This window comes from Rhodococcus sp. P14 (genome assembly GCF_000256505.1).
Classification (GTDB): Bacteria; Actinomycetota; Actinomycetes; order Mycobacteriales; family Mycobacteriaceae; genus Rhodococcus; species Rhodococcus ruber.
In genome coordinates this window covers 20,259-37,668 of sequence record NZ_AJFC01000039.1, presented here as the reverse complement: position 1 = coordinate 37,668, position 17,410 = coordinate 20,259, and the positions used below count along the sequence as shown (strand labels likewise).

17 protein-coding genes are annotated in these 17,410 nt (G+C 71.3%); 14 read left to right on the top strand and 3 right to left on the bottom strand.

Annotated elements, in window-relative coordinates; genetic code table 11:
* The 4 genes from OEY_RS27965 to OEY_RS0102970 all read left to right on the top strand — a co-directional run.
* Nucleotides 1-563, top strand: a 563-nt coding sequence (locus OEY_RS27965) for a rhomboid family intramembrane serine protease (protein ID WP_010592466.1), incomplete at its 5' end; no start/stop codon positions are given.
* Between the two features lie 5 nt (nucleotides 564-568).
* On the top strand, nucleotides 569-1,987 hold the full coding sequence (locus tag OEY_RS0102980; protein WP_010592465.1) for an acyl-CoA synthetase: 1,419 nt from the start codon (nucleotides 569-571) through the stop codon (nucleotides 1,985-1,987).
* Between the two features lie 130 nt (nucleotides 1,988-2,117).
* Complete coding sequence (locus OEY_RS0102975; protein ID WP_010592464.1) at nucleotides 2,118-3,383, top strand: PucR family transcriptional regulator; 1,266 nt, start codon at nucleotides 2,118-2,120, stop codon at nucleotides 3,381-3,383.
* Between the two features lie 150 nt (nucleotides 3,384-3,533).
* A complete protein-coding gene (locus OEY_RS0102970) occupies nucleotides 3,534-5,087 on the top strand; it encodes a substrate-binding domain-containing protein (RefSeq protein WP_010592463.1) in 1,554 nt (517 codons plus the stop codon).
* Between the two features lie 22 nt (nucleotides 5,088-5,109).
* On the opposite strand, the gene OEY_RS0102965 is transcribed toward OEY_RS0102970, so the two are convergent.
* Both OEY_RS0102965 and dapD read right to left on the bottom strand, forming a co-directional pair.
* Entirely contained in the window at nucleotides 5,110-6,492 is a 1,383-nt protein-coding gene (locus OEY_RS0102965; RefSeq protein WP_010592462.1) for an amino acid permease, read from the bottom strand.
* A 16-nt stretch (nucleotides 6,493-6,508) separates the two neighbouring features.
* Nucleotides 6,509-7,462: a 2,3,4,5-tetrahydropyridine-2,6-dicarboxylate N-succinyltransferase gene (dapD, locus tag OEY_RS0102960; RefSeq protein WP_010592461.1), complete on the bottom strand. Its 954-nt coding sequence runs from the start codon at nucleotides 7,460-7,462 to the stop codon at nucleotides 6,509-6,511.
* Between the two features lie 73 nt (nucleotides 7,463-7,535).
* Between dapD and dapE the strand changes: the two genes are divergently transcribed.
* From dapE to OEY_RS0102910, 10 genes are all read left to right on the top strand, one after another.
* The gene (dapE, locus tag OEY_RS0102955; RefSeq protein ID WP_010592460.1) at nucleotides 7,536-8,612 is read left to right on the top strand and encodes a succinyl-diaminopimelate desuccinylase; all 1,077 of its coding nucleotides are present in this window, start codon (nucleotides 7,536-7,538) and stop codon (nucleotides 8,610-8,612) included.
* 56 nt (nucleotides 8,613-8,668) lie between these two features.
* The gene (locus OEY_RS0102950) at nucleotides 8,669-9,475 is read left to right on the top strand and encodes a TIGR00730 family Rossman fold protein (protein WP_010592459.1); all 807 of its coding nucleotides are present in this window, start codon (nucleotides 8,669-8,671) and stop codon (nucleotides 9,473-9,475) included.
* Complete coding sequence (locus OEY_RS0102945) at nucleotides 9,469-10,056, top strand: TIGR00730 family Rossman fold protein (protein WP_010592458.1); 588 nt, start codon at nucleotides 9,469-9,471, stop codon at nucleotides 10,054-10,056. The genes OEY_RS0102950 and OEY_RS0102945 overlap by 7 nt, the downstream gene beginning before the upstream one ends.
* A 69-nt stretch (nucleotides 10,057-10,125) precedes the next feature.
* Nucleotides 10,126-11,898 (top strand): long-chain-acyl-CoA synthetase, encoded by a 1,773-nt coding sequence (locus OEY_RS0102940; RefSeq protein WP_010592457.1) that lies wholly within the window; start codon nucleotides 10,126-10,128, stop codon nucleotides 11,896-11,898.
* A 119-nt stretch (nucleotides 11,899-12,017) separates the two neighbouring features.
* Nucleotides 12,018-12,899 (top strand): dihydropteroate synthase, encoded by an 882-nt coding sequence (gene folP, locus OEY_RS0102935; protein ID WP_010592456.1) that lies wholly within the window; start codon nucleotides 12,018-12,020, stop codon nucleotides 12,897-12,899.
* Nucleotides 12,896-13,837 (top strand): glucosyl-3-phosphoglycerate synthase, encoded by a 942-nt coding sequence (locus OEY_RS0102930; RefSeq protein WP_010592455.1) that lies wholly within the window; start codon nucleotides 12,896-12,898, stop codon nucleotides 13,835-13,837. Before folP ends, OEY_RS0102930 begins: the two co-directional genes overlap by 4 nt.
* 38 nt (nucleotides 13,838-13,875) lie before the next feature.
* Nucleotides 13,876-14,328 carry a DivIVA domain-containing protein gene (locus OEY_RS0102925; protein ID WP_010592454.1) on the top strand — a complete coding sequence of 151 codons (453 nt, stop codon included), beginning with the start codon at nucleotides 13,876-13,878 and terminating at the stop codon, nucleotides 14,326-14,328.
* The gene (locus OEY_RS0102920; protein WP_010592453.1) at nucleotides 14,321-14,944 is read left to right on the top strand and encodes a DNA-3-methyladenine glycosylase I; all 624 of its coding nucleotides are present in this window, start codon (nucleotides 14,321-14,323) and stop codon (nucleotides 14,942-14,944) included. Before OEY_RS0102925 ends, OEY_RS0102920 begins: the two co-directional genes overlap by 8 nt.
* A gap of 96 nt (nucleotides 14,945-15,040) precedes the next feature.
* On the top strand, nucleotides 15,041-15,208 hold the full coding sequence (locus tag OEY_RS29650) for a DUF3117 domain-containing protein (RefSeq protein WP_003936084.1): 168 nt from the start codon (nucleotides 15,041-15,043) through the stop codon (nucleotides 15,206-15,208).
* 112 nt (nucleotides 15,209-15,320) lie between these two features.
* Nucleotides 15,321-16,169 carry a putative RNA methyltransferase gene (locus OEY_RS0102910; RefSeq protein WP_010592452.1) on the top strand — a complete coding sequence of 283 codons (849 nt, stop codon included), beginning with the start codon at nucleotides 15,321-15,323 and terminating at the stop codon, nucleotides 16,167-16,169.
* Between the two features lie 48 nt (nucleotides 16,170-16,217).
* On the opposite strand, the gene glgA is transcribed toward OEY_RS0102910, so the two are convergent.
* Complete coding sequence (glgA, locus tag OEY_RS0102905; RefSeq protein WP_010592451.1) at nucleotides 16,218-17,393, bottom strand: glycogen synthase; 1,176 nt, start codon at nucleotides 17,391-17,393, stop codon at nucleotides 16,218-16,220.
* Nucleotides 17,394-17,410: the final 17 nt, after the last annotated feature.

The window sequence follows — 17,410 nt, the reverse complement described above, 5'->3', positions numbered from 1 at the left end:
TGGGCCCCCCGCCGGTGACGGCGCTGGTGCTGTGGCTCGTCGTCGCGGTCCCGTCGCTGCTGCGCCTGGCCGTGCCGTCACTGCTCGGAACGTTCGGCCGCGACCCGCTGCGGATCCGTGCCGAGGAGGAATGGTGGCGGGTCCTGACCTCGGTGCTCGTGCAGGACGGCGGCGTGCTCCTCACCCTCGTCAACCTGGTCCTCCTCGCCGTCGTCGCGACCGTCGCGGTGCGGGTGTGGGGGCCGGGCCGGGCGATCGGGTTGTTCGCGGTGAGCCAGCTGCTGTTCGGACTGTTCACCGCGTTCGTCTCCCCGTCGACCGGGGCGGGCAGCTCCGGTGTGTCGTTCGCGGTCGCCGGGTCGATCGCGGGTCTGTGGCTGGCGGTCGGTGCCCGCGGCGCCGTGCTCGCGCCCGCCGTCGGCAGCTGCCTCGCCGGCGCGGTGCTGGTGGCGGCCGGGGACGGGCACGGCGTGGCCGTCCTCGTCGGTGCGCTGCTCGGTGCGGTGCTCGGGACGGTGGCGCCGCCGCGCCGCGCCGTCCTCTCGGCGGCTGTGCGATCCTGACCGACGTGTCTTCGCTGCTTCGTTCCCTCAACCCTCTGGCCGTCGCGCGCGGCGACGACCTGCCCGACGCCGTCCGCATCGACGGCCACACGCTCTCGCGCAGCGACATCCTCGGCGCGGCCGGCGCCCTCGCCCGCCGCATCGGCGGAGCCGAACGTCTCGCGGTGCTCGCCGCGCCGACGGCGACCACGGTGGTCGCGGTCGTGGGCTGCCTGCTGGCCGGGGTCACCGTCGTCCCGGTGCCACCGGACTCCGGTCCCGCAGAACGCGAGCACATCCTGCGCGACTCGGGCGCGCAGGCGTGGCTCGGGGACGCGCCGGACGAGCCCGGCCTGCCCGTGGTGCCGGTGCGGCTGCACGCCCGCGACTGGCACAGCCACCCGGAACCCGATCCGTCCCGCACGGCGTTCGTGCTGTACACCTCCGGCACCACCGGGGCACCGAAGGGCGTGCTGCTGAGCCGCCGTGCGATCGCGGCCGGAATCGACGCCCTGGCCGAGGCATGGGACTGGACCGAACGCGACACCCTGGTGCACGGGCTGCCCCTGTTCCACGTGCACGGCCTGATCCTCGGAGTGCTCGGTCCGCTGCGCGTCGGCAGCCGGCTCGTCCACACCGGCAGGCCCACCCCGGAGGCGTACGCCGAGGCCCACGGCACCCTCTACTTCGGGGTGCCGACGGTGTGGTCGCGCGTGGTCGAGGACGAGGAGTCCGCGAAGGCCCTGAGCGGCGCGCGGCTGCTCGTGTCCGGCAGTGCGCCGCTGCCCGTCCCCGTGTTCGAGCGCCTGCGCGAGCTGACGGGACTCACCCCGATCGAGCGGTACGGGATGAGCGAGACGATGCTGACGCTGAGCACCCGGACCGACGGGGAGCGCCGTCCCGGATGGGTGGGTACCCCGGTGCGCGGTGTCGAGACCCGGCTGCGCGACGAGCACGGCCACGACGTCCCCCACGACGGGGAGAGCATCGGCGGACTGCAGGTGCGCGGACCGATGTTGTTCGACGGCTATCTGAACCGTCCCGACGCCACAGCCGCGGCCTGGACCCCGGACGGGTGGTTCGTCACCGGTGATGTCGCGGCGATCGACGCAGGTGGGTTCCACCGCATCGTCGGCCGCGAGTCGACGGACCTGATCAAGTCCGGCGGGTTCCGGGTCGGGGCCGGCGAGATCGAAACCGTGCTGCTCGGCGATCCGTCCGTGCGGGAGGTCGCGGTGGTGGGAGTCCCCGACGACGATCTGGGCCAGCGCATCGTCGCGTTCGTGGTGCCCGCACCGGGCGGCCCGGCCGTCGACCCGGCCGCGCTGATCGAGCTCGTGGCCCGTCAGCTCTCCGTGCACAAGCGCCCGCGCGAGGTGCGCGTGGTGGACACCCTCCCGCGCAACGCGATGGGCAAGGTCCAGAAGAAGCAGCTGCTGACCTGACCGCACCCCCGGCGACGGCTCCGAGTGTGAGCCACGTCGCCGCGGGCCTTGTCCGATTCGCGCAGGGCACGTACCTTCCTACGGCAGAGTAAGATCGTTCTCTTTCCGGAGTCATGGGGGGTTCCGCGGAATGTCGGTGTCCGAATTCGGTTCCAGGCCCGGGGTGGCGTTCGTCGTCGACGGAAGGCCCGCCTCGGTCCCGCTGCGCGACCTGCGCGCGGTCGCCCGCAAACTGGTCGCGCACTTCGCGGACAACGTCGCGCCGTGTTCCCTGGAGCCGGGCGACACCCTGCGCGGCGACGTCACGGAGATCACCGTCCGGTGCCTGCGCCTGGCGATCCAGGTGCTCGACACGGGCGAGCTGCCGACCGACTCCGATCTGTCGGAGCTGCGCAGCAGCGCCGCCCAGTGGGCGCGCGCGGGATTCCGGCTGGAATACATGCTGCGGATCTACCACGAGGGCATCCGGCTCGGCTGGGAACTCGTCACCGCCCGGGCCCGGGAGGGCGACGTCGAATCGGTCGCGACCGCGTCGCGGCTGTGGATGGCGCTGCTCGAACACGTCACCGTCGCCGCGACGACCGGGTTCGTCGCCGAGCTCGAGGCGATGCGCCGCAACCGCGACGTCGCGGCCCAGGAACTCGTGACCGCCCTGCTCGGCGGGCAGGACGCCGCCGCCGTCGCGCGCCGGTGCGGGCTCGAGCTGGCCGAGCGGTACACGGTGCTCGGGGTGCGGCTCGACCGGCATCCGGACGAGCGCAACCCGCACGTGCGGCCGGAGGTCGTCGCCCGGCGCACCCTGCGGCGGCTCGAGACCGAACTGGACCGGGTGTGCGACGGCCGGCAGCTGACCATGCTCGGACCCGAGGGCGGCACCGTGCTGCTCGGCGACACCCCGGACGAGCACATCCGCACCGTGCTCTACGAGCGGGTCGCCCGTGCCGCCGGGGTGCCGGTGACGATGTCGCTCGTCGAGTCGGACGTCCCGGGTATTCCCGCCGCGGCCCACCAGGCACACGAACTGCTCGAACTGGTCGGTCACCTGCGCCGGCCCGCAGGCGTGTACCGGATGCAGGACCTGGCATTCGAATACCAGCTGACCCGCCCCGGGCCGGCCCGCGAGCATCTCGTGCGGGTGCTCGATCCGCTGACCCACGCGCCCGAGCTGGTGGAGACCCTCGAAACCCACATCGCCCACGAACTGAGCCGCCAGCGCACCGCCCGGAGCCTGCACGTGCACGCCAACACCGTGGACTACCGGCTCAAGCGCGTCGCGCAGCTCACCGGCTTCGACCCGACCGTCCCCTCCGGGCTGCGGCATCTGCACGCCGCCCTGGTCGCGCGACGGCTCCAGGCCGGCGCGGAAACCGGCGGCCCACCTCGGGACGGCACGTGAGACCGGACCGTTACGATGTGGCGCAGATCATGACGACGGTGTGTGCCGCGCGGCCCGGCACCGGCAGGGGAGGACCAGATGGCAGGAGGCCGCCACAGTGCGCGGAAGACACGTGACGGCCGATCGACCCGGGTAGTCGTACTCGTCGGGGTGGCGGTCGTGGCGTTCGCGGCGGCCGGTGTCGGCGTGGTCCGTGCCCTGGCCGGCGGATGCGACACCGTCGAGCAGTACAGCCTCGCCGTCGCCCCGAGCATCGAACCGGCTGTGAGTTCCGTTCTGTCGGGGGGCGCGGACACGCGGTGCTACGAGTTCACGGTCGACGCCGCCGAACCGGGTGACGTCGCCGGGTTGCTCGGCAAGGGAATCGACGCGCCCGACCTGTGGATTCCGGACGCCCGCTGGTGGGCGAGCCGTGCGGCACCGACTGCCGCCGGGCCGGTACAGATGATCGCGGGCGCGGTCGCGAGCACCCCCGCGGTCCTGGTGGGACCGCCCGGGCAGGTTCCGGAGGTGCCCACCTGGCGGGCCGCCCTGGCGATTCCCGATCTGGTGCTGGGCAATCCGCTCCGCACCGGGGTGGCCGCCGCCCCGATCCGGGCGGCCCTGGCGGAGACCCAGGACGACCCCGTCGCGGTCGGCACGGTGCGGACCGCGATGGTGCCGCTGGCTCAGCAGGAGAGCATTCGCACCGAGGAGGCACCCAGCGGTGCGGACCTACTGGCCGCGGCCGGTGCCGACGACGCTGTCGGAATCTCCACCGAGCAGCAGGTGCTGGCGTTCTCGGAGGCGAACGAGTCCGCTCTCGAGAGCCGGGTACCGGCGAACGGCAGCATCCTGCTGGAATACCCGGTGGTGGTGACGTCGCCCGTCCCCGACCGGCACCATCGCGCGACGGACGCCGCGCGGGTGCTGGTCGACGTGCTGGGCACGGAGGACGCCCTCGAGGTGCTGCACGACGAGGGATTCCGCGGACCCGACGGCGAGCCGCTGCCCGAAGGGCGCGGCATCGGGGGTGTGCCGCTGCTGTCGCTGCGGGACGAGGCGATGGCGGAGGAGGCGCTCGGCGCCTGGTCGTTGATGGCACTGCCGATCCGCACGCTCGTCGCGATCGACGTGTCCGGTTCGATGCAGTTCCCGGCCGGTGACGGCACCCGCATGGACCTGACGGTGCGGGCCGCCCTCGCGGGCAATGCGATGTTCCCCGACAGCGTCTCGGCGGGACTGTGGGCCTTCTCGCAGAACCTCGGCGGCGAGGGCCAGGACTACGTCGAGCTGGTGCCGATCCGGCGGTACGACACCGATGTCGACGGGCGCACCCAGCGGGAGGTGATGGCGGCCCAGGCGGAGAAGGTGCCCGGTCTGGTCGGCGGCGGCACCGGCCTGTACGACACGACCCTCGCGGCGTTCCGTGCCGTCCAGCGGAGCTACGACCCGCGCGCGGTCAACAGCGTCATCGTCCTCACCGACGGCGCGAACGAGGACCCCGACAGCATCACCGAGGCGCAGCTCCTCGACATCCTCGCGCGTGAGCAGGATCCGGCGCGGCCGGTGATCGTCGTGACGATCGGCATCACGGAGGACGCGGACGCGCGGACCCTCGCCGAGATCTCCCGGGTGACCAGCGGCTCGAGCTACGTCGCGCGCGACCCCGCGGACATCGCGAACGTCTTCGTCAACGCGCTCGCCGACCGGGGCGAGCGCTGAAGGTCGCCGGCGGGAACCCGGACTACTGCACTCTCGCGCGGGCGCGGCGCTGCCACAGTTGCGACACCGCGGCGATGAACAGGAACAGCACAGCCGTCGAGGCGAGCTGGATCCGGGCGGCGGGATCGAACAACATGAGCACGATGAACGCGCCGAGCATGCCGAGGGTGAGCCAGCTCAGGTAGGGGAACGCCCACATCCGGACGGTGAGGCGGCCCTCCTGTTCCAGGGTCGGCCGCAGCCGCAGGTGGGAGACGACGACGAAGATCCAGATCGCCAGCAGGGCGGAGCCGACCGCGTTGAGCAGGATGCCGAGGATGTCCTCGGGCAGCCACCAGTTCAGCAGGACCGAGACGAATCCGAAGAACACGGACAGCAGCACGGCGTTGCGGGGGACGCCCGTGCGGGAGAGCTTCGCGAGCACGGTCGGACCGTCGCCGCCCCGGGCGAGGGAGTAGGCCATGCGTGAGGTGCCGTAGACGTTGGCGTTGAAGGCCGACAGCAGGGCGATCACCACGACGAGCTCCATGAAACCCGACACGTAGGGGAGGCCGGCGATGTCGAGGACACTGACGAACGGCGAGGTCTCACCGCTCGCGGACGTCCACGGCAGCACCAGCACCATGATCGAGATCGAGCCGAGGTAGAACAGGCTGATACGCCATACGACGGTGCGCACCGCGGTCGCGATGGACCGCTCGGGGTCGCGCGACTCGGCCGCGGCGATGGTGACGATCTCGATGCCGCCGAAGGCGAAGGCGACGGCCAGCAGGCCGGCGGCGATGCCGGCGAGGCCGTTGGGTGCGAATCCGTCGCCGTCGCCGAGCAGGTGGGTCAGCCCCACCGGCTCGGTGTCCGGCAGCAGGCCGAACACCAGCAGCACTCCGATGACGAGGAAGGCGATGATGACCGCGACCTTCAGCGCCGCGAACCAGAACTCGAACTCGCCGAAGTTGGCAACCTTCGCGAGGTTCACCACCGCGAAGAACGTGACGAACACCAGGGCCACGACCCATTGCGGCACACCCGGCAGCCAGCTGCTCACGATCGCCGAGGCGCCGGTGATCTCCACGCCCAGGACCATGATCAGCATGAACCAGTAGAGCCAGCCCATCGTGAACCCGGCCCATTCGCCGATGCCGATGCGGGCGTAGTGGGAGAAGGATCCGCTGGCCGGAAGAGCCGCCCCCATCTCGCCGAGCATGCGCATCACGAAGACGATCATGATGCCGGCGAGGACGTAGGAGACGATCACCGCGGGCCCGGCGGCGGCGATGCCGACGCCGGACCCGAGGAACAGGCCTGCGCCGATCGCGGAACCGAGTCCCATCATCGTCAGGTGCCGGACCTTGAGTCCGTGCTCGAGGTGGTCGGCTTCGGTGAGGGTGTGCTCGGTTTTCGACACGATCGGTTTCTCTGACTCAGTCGTTGGCGTGCAGCGCCGCATTCAGTTCGACGCCGGTGCCCTTGGTGGGGACCACCTCGACGGCGCCGCTGACCGAGTTGCGGCGCAGCATCAGGTTGGAACGGCCGTTGAGGTCCTTGGCCTTGACGACGGTGCCGTCGGGACCGGTGACCTTGGTGCCGGCGGTGACGTACAGGCCGGCCTCGACGATGCAGTCGTCGCCGAGGGAGATGCCCACACCGGCATTGGCGCCGAGCAGGCATCGCTTGCCGATGGAGATGACCTCCTTGCCGCCGCCGGACAGGGTGCCCATGATCGACGCACCCCCACCGATGTCGGAGCCGTCGTCGACGACGACCCCGGCGGAGATGCGGCCCTCGACCATCGAGTTGCCGAGGGTGCCCGCGTTGAAGTTGACGAAGCCCTCGTGCATGACGGTGGTGCCGGAAGCGAGGTGCGCGCCGAGACGGACACGGTCGGCGTCGGCGATGCGCACCCCGGACGGCACGACGTAGTCGACCATGCGGGGGAACTTGTCGACGCCGTACACGGCCACGGGCCCCCGGATACGCAGGCGCGAACGCACCAGTTCGAAGTTGTCCACGGCGCACGGGCCGTAGTTGGTCCACACGACATTGGCGAGCAGGCCGAACACACCGTCGAGGTTGGTGCCGTGCGGCCGGACGAGGCGGTGCGACAGCAGGTGCAGCCGCAGGTAGGCATCGTGGGTGTCGGCCGGCGGCCGGGACAGGTCGGCGATCGTGGTGCGGACCGCGACCTGCTCGACCTCCCGCGCCTCGTCGGGGCCGACGAGCAGCGCGAAGTCGGAGGGAATGTCCGTGCCCTCGAGCCGGGACGTGCCCGTTTCGGTGAATTCGCCGAGCTCGGGGGCCGGGTACCAGGTGTCGAGAACGGTGCCGTCCGCCGCGATGTTGGCGATGCCTACTGCTGATGCTCCCTGTGCACTCACGGTCGAGAAGCGTACGCGAGGCGTCGTCGTTCTCGCGGACGGCCTGGTAAATCGCCCCACGTATTGTTCTTGCATGTCTGCACCGCACCTGGACCTGCATGCCGATCCGATCGAGCTGACCGCTGCCCTGGTGGACATCCCCAGTGTCTCCCGGGACGAGGCGGTGATCGCCGAGTCCGTCGAACAGGCGCTGCGCACCCAGACCACCGGTTTCGAGATCGTCCGCAGTGGTAACGCGGTTCTCGCCCGCACCCGCCTCGGGCGGCCGAGCCGGGTGTTGCTGGCCGGTCACCTCGACACCGTGCCCATCGCGGACAACGTGCCGTCGCGGCGCGCGGGGGAGTTGCTGTACGGGTGCGGCACGGCCGACATGAAGTCGGGCGACGCGGTGTTCCTGCACCTGGCCGCCACGATCGCCGAGCCGGCGCACGATCTGAGCCTGGTGTTCTACGACTGCGAGGAGATCGCCGCGGTGCACAACGGTCTCGGCCGCATCGAACGGGACCTGCGCGACTGGCTGGACGCGGACGTGGCGATCCTCGGCGAACCGACGGCCGGCCAGATCGAGGCGGGCTGCCAGGGCACCCTGCGGGTGCGGATCGCGGCGAGCGGGGTGCGGGCGCATTCGGCGCGGTCCTGGCTGGGAGACAACGCGATCCACCGGCTGGCCCCGGTGCTCGGGCGGCTCGCGGCCTACGAACCGCGCTCGGTGGACATCGACGGCTGCGTCTACCGCGAGGGTCTGTCCGCGGTGCGGATCGCCGGCGGTGTCGCCGGCAACGTGGTGCCCGACGCCGCGGACCTCGACGTCAACTTCCGGTTCGCGCCCGACCGCACGGTCGAGCAGGCGCTCGCGCACGTGCGAGAGGTGTTCGACGGTCTCGACGTCACCCTCGAGCTCACCGACAGTTCGCCCGGCGCGCTGCCCGGCCTGGCCCACCCCACCGCGGCGGACCTCGTCGCCGCGGCCGGCGGCCGGTTCCGGGCCAAGTACGGGTGGACGGACGTCGCGCGGTTCGCCGCGCTGGGGATCCCGGCGGTCAACTACGGTCCCGGCGATCCGAACCTCGCGCACACCCGGGACGAGCACGTGCCCGTGGGACAGATCACCGAGGTCGCCGACACGCTGCGCAGGTACCTCGCCGGCTGACGCGCACAGCGTCGGATGCGGCAGGCGCGGTGTGCCGCATCCCCTAATCTGAGCGCATGGCGCGCGACACCGACCCCGGATCCCGCGACCGTGCGAGTGCCGACGTGGTGCACCGCGGTCCCGTCCAGCTGCGCCGTGACCGGGCGGCCGAGACCACGACGATGGACCAGCGGCTCCTCGATCGCCGGGGTCCGTCGGACTGGGTGCACACCGATCCGTGGCGGGTGCTGCGCATCCAGAGCGAGTTCGTCGAGGGCTTCGGGGCGCTGGCCGAGGTGCCGCGCGCGGTGGCGGTGTTCGGGTCGGCCCGCACCCCCGTCGACCACCCCGAGTACGTCACCGGACGCGCCCTCGGGGCCGCCTTGGCGGCGGCCGGCTATGCGGTGGTCACCGGTGGGGGGCCGGGGGCGATGGAGGCCGCCAACCGCGGTGCGAGCGAGTCGGGGGGATTCTCGATCGGCCTCGGCATCGAACTGCCGTTCGAGCAGGCCCTCAACGAGTGGGTCGACCTCGGACTGAACTTCCGCTACTTCTTCGCCCGCAAGACGATGTTCGTGAAGTACTCCCAGGCATTCGTCTGTCTGCCCGGCGGATTCGGAACCCTCGACGAGCTGTTCGAGGCGCTCACGCTGGTCCAGACCCGCAAGATCACCAGGTTTCCCATCGTGCTGCTCGGCACCCACTACTGGGCGGGGCTGGTCGAGTGGATCCGGCAGTCGATGATCGGCGAGGGGCGGATCTCGCCGGGCGACCTCGACCTGCTGTATCTGACCGACAGTGTCGAGGAGGCGGTGCAGATCGTGGTCGATGCCCATCGCGGTCAGGACGAGTCGGCGCTGTACGGGGAGGGCGGGTCGTGGTGAGCGGGTTCGATCCGGTCGAGGGCGTCGGCGGCGAGCGCGCGGTCGAGGCGCGGGCGGTGTGCGTCTATTGTGCCTCCGGTCCCGTCGGGGACTCCTACCTCGAGCTGGCGGCGGCGGTGGGGACCGCCATCGGACGACGCGGCTGGCAGCTGGTCTCCGGCGGCGGCAACGTGTCGATGATGGGCGCGCTGGCGGAGGCCACCCGGGCCGCGGGCGGGCACACCGTCGGCGTGATCCCCAAGGCGCTGGTGCACCGTGAGGTCGCCGACGTCGACGCCGACGAGCTGATCGTCACCGACACGATGCGCCAGCGGAAGCAGGTGATGGAGGAGCGGGCCGACGCGTTCGTCGCGCTGCCCGGCGGGATCGGCACCCTCGAGGAACTGTTCGAGACGTGGACGGCCGGCTACCTGGGCATGCACACCAAGCCGGTGGTGCTGCTCGATCCGGTGGGGCACTACCGGGGACTGCTGGACTGGCTCGAGTCGATGGTGCCGACCGGCTTCGTCAATCGTCGCGCCCTCGACGACCTGCAGCTCACCGAGGACGTCGAGGACGCGCTCGACCGGTGCGCCGGGTGAGGGGCTTCCGCAACGCGCCGCGGTTGCTTACTCTGCAGTAAGTTGTTGTCCACCGCCACGAAGGATGCCATGCCCGAGTCCGGTTCGACCATCTCCCTGGTGGGTCTCGCCACCCAGCTTCCGCGAATGCTGCCCGACGTACCGAGCCTGCTGCGCGGCGCGGCGGGCCTGACCCGGCGTCCGGAGGCGCGCGAGTCGATCGGGTCGGTGTTCCAACGCCTGGCCGAGCGGAACCCGGACCGGCCGTTCCTGCGCTTCGAGGGCGACGCCCTCAGCTACGGCGACGCCAATGCGCAGGTCAACCGCTACGCGGCCGTCCTCACCGCGCAGGGTGTGCGCACTGGCGACGTCGTCGCCGTGTTGATGAAGAACCGCCCGGAGGCGTTGCTCGTCGCGCTCGCCACGGTCAAGCTCGGTGCCGCGGCCGGCATGCTCAATCACCATCAGCGCGGGGAGGTCCTCGCGCACAGCCTCGACCTGCTCGACAGCCGGGTCCTCGTGGTCGGCGAGGAGTGCGAGGAGGCCCTGGAATCCCTCGACGGGCCGCCACCGGCCGGAAAGGTGCTGCGCGTCGGCGAACTCGACGACCTCGCCGTCGCCGCCGACTCCGCGAACCCCGCCGTCACCGAGCGCCTGCAGGCGAAGGAGACCGCCTTCTTCATCTTCACCTCGGGCACCACGGGCATGCCCAAGGCCAGCCGGATGACCCACTACCGCTGGCTGAAGTCCATGTCCGGCCTGGGCAGCCTCGGTGTCCGGCTGCGCCGCGACGACACCCTGTACTGCTGCCTGCCGCTGTACCACAACAACGCGCTCACCGTGTCGCTGTCGTCGGTGCTCGCAGCCGGGGCCACGTTCGCGCTCGGCCGCAAGTTCTCCGCCACCGGCTTCTGGGCCGACGCGAAACGCAACGACGCGACGGCGTTCGTCTACATCGGCGAGATCTGTCGCTACCTGCTGAACCAGCCGCCGTCGCCCGACGACCGCGATCACGGCATCCGGTTGATGGTCGGCAACGGACTGCGCGCCGAGATCTGGACCGAGTTCACCGAGCGGTTCGGCATCGCCCGCGTCGCCGAGTTCTACGGTGCGAGCGAGTGCAACATCGCGTTCGTCAACGCCCTGAACCAGCCGCGCACCGCGGGAATCTGCCCACTGCCGTATGCCGTGGTCGACTACGACCACGAGACCGGCAAGGCGCTGCGGGGACCGGACGGCCGGCTGCGCCGGGTCGGGCGCGGCGAGGTGGGCCTGCTGCTGGCGAAGGTCACCGACCGCGCCCCGTTCGACGGTTACACCGATCCGGACGCGAGCGAGTCCAAGCTGGTCCGCGACGGCTTCGAGGACGGCGACACCTGGTTCGACACCGGCGATCTCGTCCGCAGTCAGGGCTTCATGCACGTCGCGTTCGTCGACCGTCTCGGCGACACCTTCCGGTGGAAGGGCGAGAACGTCGCCACCACGGAGGTCGAGGCGGCCGTGTCGGCGAGCGAGTCGATCTCGCAGGCGGTGGTCTACGGGGTCGAGATCCCCGGCACCGACGGCCGGGCCGGGATGGCCGCGGTCACGCTCCACGAGGGCGCCGAGTTCGACGGGGCCGCAGTCGCGGCGCAGCTGTACCGGGCGCTGCCGTCGTACGCGGTGCCGCTGTTCGTCCGGATCGTCGACGAACTCGAGCACACCTCGACGTTCAAGAGCCGCAAGGTGGACCTGCGCAAGCAGGGCTACACCGACACCGGTGAGGATCCGGTGTACGTGCTCACCGGACCGGACGAGGGCTACCGGCCCGCATACGACGGCTACGTCGAGTCCGTCGCCGGTGGCGAGCTGCCGGCGGGCTGAGTTCCGTCGCCGCACCTGCGATTCGCGCGGGCGTCCGGAATCCGCCCACGCCGTGCGGAGGGCGGATTCCGGTTCACCGCTCGGATTCGGCCGCCCGGCGTGCATGCCAGGATGGATCCATGACCGCTTCCGTCACCGTCTCGCCGACCCTCTGCGGCCGCCCGGTCGCCACCGACCGGGCCCTGGTGATGGCAATCGTCAACCGCACCCCGGACTCCTTCTACGACCGGGGTGCGACCTTCACCGACGAGGCCGCGATGGCCGCCGTGGACCGGGCCGTGGCCGAGGGTGCGGACCTCGTCGACATCGGCGGCGTGAAGGCCGGCCCCGGTGAGGTGGTCGACGCAGCAGAGGAGACGCGACGGGTGGTGCCGTTCGTCGCGGCGATCCGGGCCCGGCACCCCCGGCTGCTCGTCAGCGTCGACACCTGGCGCAGCGACGTCGCGCGACGCGCGCTCGCCGAGGGCGCGGATCTGATCAACGACACGTGGGCGGGTGCCGACCCGGAACTGGTGTCCGTCGCCGCCGAACTCGGCGCGGGCATCGTCTGCTCGCACACCGGGGGTGCGGTCCCGCGCACCCGGCCGCACCGCGTGCGCTACACCGACGTCGTCGCCGAGGTGACCCGGGAGATCGTCGCCGCGGCCGAGCGGGCCGCGAAGGCCGGAGTGCCCGGCGACTCCATCCTCATCGATCCGACGCACGATTTCGGCAAGAACACCTTCCACGGCCTCGAGTTGTTGCGGCACGTGGACGTTCTCGTAAATACCGGGTGGCCGGTGCTCATGGCGCTGAGCAACAAGGACTTCATCGGGGAGACTCTGGGGGTGGAACTCGCCGACCGGTTGGAGGGCACATTGGCAGCGACAGCACTTGCGGCCGCAGCAGGCGCGCGGATGTTCCGGGTGCACGAGGTGGCGGCGACCCGGCGCGTGGTGGACATGGTGGCGGCCGTCGCCGGAACCCGGCCCCCGGCGCGCACCGTCAGGGGGCTGGCATGAGCACGGCGGTGACAGGGCCGTCGGCCGGGGCGTTCACCCGGCCCTGGGCCGAGGCGAACAGCTGGGACGAGCCCGGCTGGAGCATTTCCGAACTGGAACGCGCCAAACGCGGCCGGACCGTATCGGTGGTGCTGCCGGCGCTCGACGAGGAGGCGACCGTCGCGGGGGTGGTGGACACCATCCATCCGCTCCTCGGCGGGTTGGTGGACGAGCTGATCGTTCTGGACTCGGGGTCCACCGACCGCACGGCGGAGCGAGCCCGCAGTGCCGGTGCGCGGGTGCTCTCGCGGGAGGAGGCGGTCCCGGGCCTCGCCCCGGTGCCCGGCAAGGGCGAGGTGCTGTGGCGGTCCGTCGCGGCCACCACCGGTGACCTCATCGCGTTCGTCGATTCGGATCTGCTCGAGCCCGACCCGGCGTTCGTCCCGAAGCTGCTCGGGCCACTGCTCACCGGCGACGGCATCCACCTGGTCAAGGGCTATTACCGTCGCCCGCTCCGGGTCAGCGGCGCCGAGGAGGCCAACGGCGGCGGACGGGTCACCGAACTGGTGGCGCGGCCCCTGCTCGCGGCGCTGCGACCGGAGCTGACATGCGTGCTGCAGCCCCTGGGCGGTGAGTACGCCGGGACCCGGGAACTGCTGTCGGCGGTGCCGTTCGCGCCCGGGTACGGCGTCGAGATCGGGCTGCTGCTCGACACCTACGACCGGCTCGGTATCGACGCGATCGCCCAGGTCAACCTCGGTGTGCGCAAGCATCGGAACCGGCCGCTGGGGGAGCTGGGGGTGATGAGCCGGCAGATCGTCGGCACCATGCTGGCCCGTTGCGGGATCCCCGACTCGGGAGCGGGCCTGACCCAGTTCCTGGTGGACGGCGACGGGTTCGTCCCCGTCACCACGGAGGTCAGCCTGGTGGACCGGCCCCCGGTCGTCACCGTCACCTGACACCCCGTCGTGTCGGGGGGCCGTGCCAAGATCGGTACATGCTGACGGTTCTGCTCTACCTGCTCGTCGTGGTGGTCGTCGGCGCGGTGCTGTTCCTCGTGGCGAGCGCGGTGTTCGGTCGGGGGGAGACCCTGGCGCCGATCCCGCCGGGCGCCACGGCGACGGCGCTTCCGGTCACCGACGTGACCGGCGCGGACGTCCGCGAGCTGCGTTTCCAGCAGGTGCTGCGGGGCTACAAGACCGCCGAGGTGGACTGGGCGCTCGACCGGCTCGCGCACGAGATCGACGATCTGCGGGCCCGGCTCGCCGAGTACGAGAACACCGGATACGACAACACCGAGTTCGAGAACACCGAGTACGAGAACACCGAATACGACAACACCGGTGGGGTCACTCCGGGCGGCGACGAGGCGGACAGCGGCCGGACCGGGGCATCCGTCGCGGCGGAGGCCGCGCCGGACCGTCGGACAGGGGGGAGTGACGATGGGTGAGGATCGGGTGCGGTGCCCGTGGGCGGTGGATCCGCCGGGGTCCACGCTGTACCGGGACTACCACGACGAGGAGTGGGGCCGCGAGTTGCACGGGCGCGACGAGTTGTTCGAGCGCCTGGCCCTCGAGGCGTTCCAGTCGGGGTTGTCGTGGCTGACGATCCTGCGGAAGCGGGAGGCATTCCGATCGGCGTTCGCGGGTTTCGACGTCGACGTGGTCGCCGGCTACACCGCCGCGGACGTCGACCGCCTGCTCGGCGACGCCGGCATCGTCCGGAACCGGCGCAAGATCGAGGCGGTGATCGGCAACGCCCGGGCGGTGCTCGACCTGCGGGAGACGGACCTCGACACGTTGCTGTGGTCGTTCGCGCCGGCGCGGCGCGCCCGGCGTCTCCGCTCGGTGGCGGAGGTACCGGCGGTGACCCCGGAGTCCACGGCGATGGCCCGGGAACTGAAGCGGCGCGGCTTCGCGTTCGTCGGTCCTACCACGGCGTATGCGCTCATGCAGGCCACCGGGATGGTCGACGACCATCTCGCCGAGTGCTGGGTCGATACGGACGTTCGATCAGGTTCCGGCGACATTAGGGCGGAGTCAGCTACCCGGCGGTCGGCCGGATAGGGAAGAATGATGTCGCGAGCCTCGTCGATTTCCGGCGAGGCCCCCACGGTAACCCACGCGCGCAAGAGTCGAGCGCAGATTTGGAGGGAGCAGAGGATGGCGGCCATGAAGCCCCGGACCGGGGACGGTCCCCTCGAAGCAACCAAAGAGGGACGAGGAATCGTCATGAGGGTTCCACTCGAGGGTGGCGGACGTCTGGTCGTCGAACTCACGCCGGAGGAAGCTGCAGCGCTCGGCGAAGAGCTCAAGGGCGTCACCAGCTAGGTGTCGGCAGCCGGCGACGATTCGCCGGTTCCCCCGGGCCCCGCGCGCCACGGTGCGCGGGGCCCGTTGCTGTTCGTACTCCGGTGCTCTGTGTTTCTCGGAAGGACTGCCCGTGCTCGATGCGGTGACCGACCTGCTCGCCTGCCCCCAGTGCGAGCGTGGGCTCGACCTCGACGAGGGCGTCCTGCTGTGCGAGGCCGGGCACAGCTTCGACGTCGCGCGACAGGGCTATGTCAGCCTCCTGACCGGGGCCGCGACGCGATTCACCGGCGACACCGCCGAGATGATCGCCGCGCGCGCGGACTTCCTCGACGCCGGACACTTCGATCCGCTGCTCGGCGCCGTCGCCCGGGCCTGTGCCGAGCACCCCGCCGGCGACGACGGTGCCCGCGTTCTCGAAGTGGGTGCGGGCACCGGAAGGTACCTTGCAGCGGTGCTCGACGCGCTGCCGGACAGCCGCGGCGTCGGGCTCGACGTGTCCAAACCCGCGGTCCGGCGCATCGCCCGCAGCCACCCCCGCGTCGGGGCCGTGCTCGCCGACGTGTGGCGGCAACTACCGATCCGCAGCGGCGTCCTCACCCACGTGCTGTCCGTCTTCGCGCCCCGCAACGCCGCCGAGACGCATCGCGTTCTCGCCCCCGGCGGTGTGCTCGTCGTCGCGGCTCCCACCCCGGCGCACCTGCGCGAGCTGGTGACGCTGCCGGGGATGGTCCAGGTGGACGAACGCAAGACCGAGCGGCTCGGGGCGGCGTTGTCCGGCGGGTTCGAGCGGGTCGACCGCGCCGACGTGCAGTTCACCCTGGAACTCGACCGTCCGGCACTGGGCCGGCTGGCCGGGATGGGACCGTCGGGGCACCACCTGACCGGCGAACGGCTGGCCGAACTGGTCGGGGGACTGCCGGAGCCGTTCCCGGTGACGGCCTCGGTGACCGTCACCGTGTGGGCACGGCGCTCGGACTGATCCGGCCCTCCGTCCCGCGCTCATTGCCGCGTGGCGGCGACCTCCTGCTCAGTGCCGCGTGGCGGCGACCTCCTGGTAGACCGCGAGTGTCTGCCGCGCAATCTGTGCCCAGGAGAACTCCGCGATGGCCCGCGCCCGCCCGGCCCGGCCCATCTCGGCAGCGAGCACTGCGTCCCCGGCAACCTCGTCGATCGCCGCCGCCAGCGCCTGCTCGTACGCTCGCGGCTCGTAGGAGTTGTAGTGCACCAGCCGGCCGGTGACCCCGTCCTCGACGACCTCGGGGATGCCCCCGACGTCCGATGCGACGACCGCGGTCTCGCAGGCCATCGCCTCGAGATTGACGATTCCCAGCGGTTCGTACACCGAAGGGCATACGAAAACTCTTGCTGCCGAGAGGATTTCGCGGACGGACTCGGTGGGCAGCATTTCCCGGACCCAGAAGACGTTGCCGCGCCGGCGTTCGAGTTCGGCCACGGCCTGCTCGGTTTCGGCGGCGATCTCCGGGGTGTCCGGGGCCCCGGCGCACAGCACCAGCTGGATCCCGGGATCGACGTCGTGGGCGGCGGCGATCAGGTGCCCGACACCCTTCTGGCGCGTGATGCGCCCGACGAACGCGACGATCGGCCGATCGGGGTCGACTCCGATCTTCTCCAGCGCGGACGGCTCTCCCGGTTCGGCCGGGCCCGGATGCCACACGCCGGTGTCGATGCCGTTGCGCACGACATGCACGCGCGCCGGGTCGACGAACGGATACGCGTCCAGCACGTCGAGTCGCATCCCGGCACTGACCGCGACCACCGCGTCCGCGTGCTCGACCGCGTTGCGTTCGGACCACGACGAGATGCGGTAGCCCCCGCCCAGCTGCTCGGCCTTCCACGGTCTGCGCGGTTCGAGCGAATGGGCCGTCAGGACGTGCGGCACGTCGTACAGCTCGGCGGCGAGGTGCCCCGCCAGCCCGGTGTACCAGGTGTGCGAGTGGACGACGTCGGCGCTGTCGGCGGCGTGCGCCATCCGCAGCTCGGCCGACAGCGTCGTCAGAGCCGGGTTGGCGCCTGCCAGGGCGGGATCGGGGCCGTGGACGAAGACGCCCTCCCGGGGTGCTCCCATGCAGTGCACGTCGACTTCGCACAGCCGGCGCAACTGCGCAACCAGTTCGGTGACGTGCACGCCGGCACCACCGTAGACCTCCGGCGGGTACTCCCGCGTCATCATTGCCACCCGCACCGGATCAAACTATCCGG

Coding starts and splice junctions, on each gene's coding strand:
- OEY_RS0102975 (WP_010592464.1), top strand. CDS start 2,118: ATGTCGGTGTCCGAATTCGGTTCCAGGCCCGGGGTGGCGTTCGTCGTC.
- dapE (WP_010592460.1), top strand. CDS start 7,536: ATGTCTGCACCGCACCTGGACCTGCATGCCGATCCGATCGAGCTGACC.
- OEY_RS0102950 (WP_010592459.1), top strand. CDS start 8,669: ATGGCGCGCGACACCGACCCCGGATCCCGCGACCGTGCGAGTGCCGAC.
- OEY_RS0102940 (WP_010592457.1), top strand. CDS start 10,126: ATGCCCGAGTCCGGTTCGACCATCTCCCTGGTGGGTCTCGCCACCCAG.
- folP (WP_010592456.1), top strand. CDS start 12,018: ATGACCGCTTCCGTCACCGTCTCGCCGACCCTCTGCGGCCGCCCGGTC.
- OEY_RS0102930 (WP_010592455.1), top strand. CDS start 12,896: ATGAGCACGGCGGTGACAGGGCCGTCGGCCGGGGCGTTCACCCGGCCC.
- OEY_RS0102925 (WP_010592454.1), top strand. CDS start 13,876: ATGCTGACGGTTCTGCTCTACCTGCTCGTCGTGGTGGTCGTCGGCGCG.
- OEY_RS0102920 (WP_010592453.1), top strand. CDS start 14,321: ATGGGTGAGGATCGGGTGCGGTGCCCGTGGGCGGTGGATCCGCCGGGG.
- OEY_RS29650 (WP_003936084.1), top strand. CDS start 15,041: ATGGCGGCCATGAAGCCCCGGACCGGGGACGGTCCCCTCGAAGCAACC.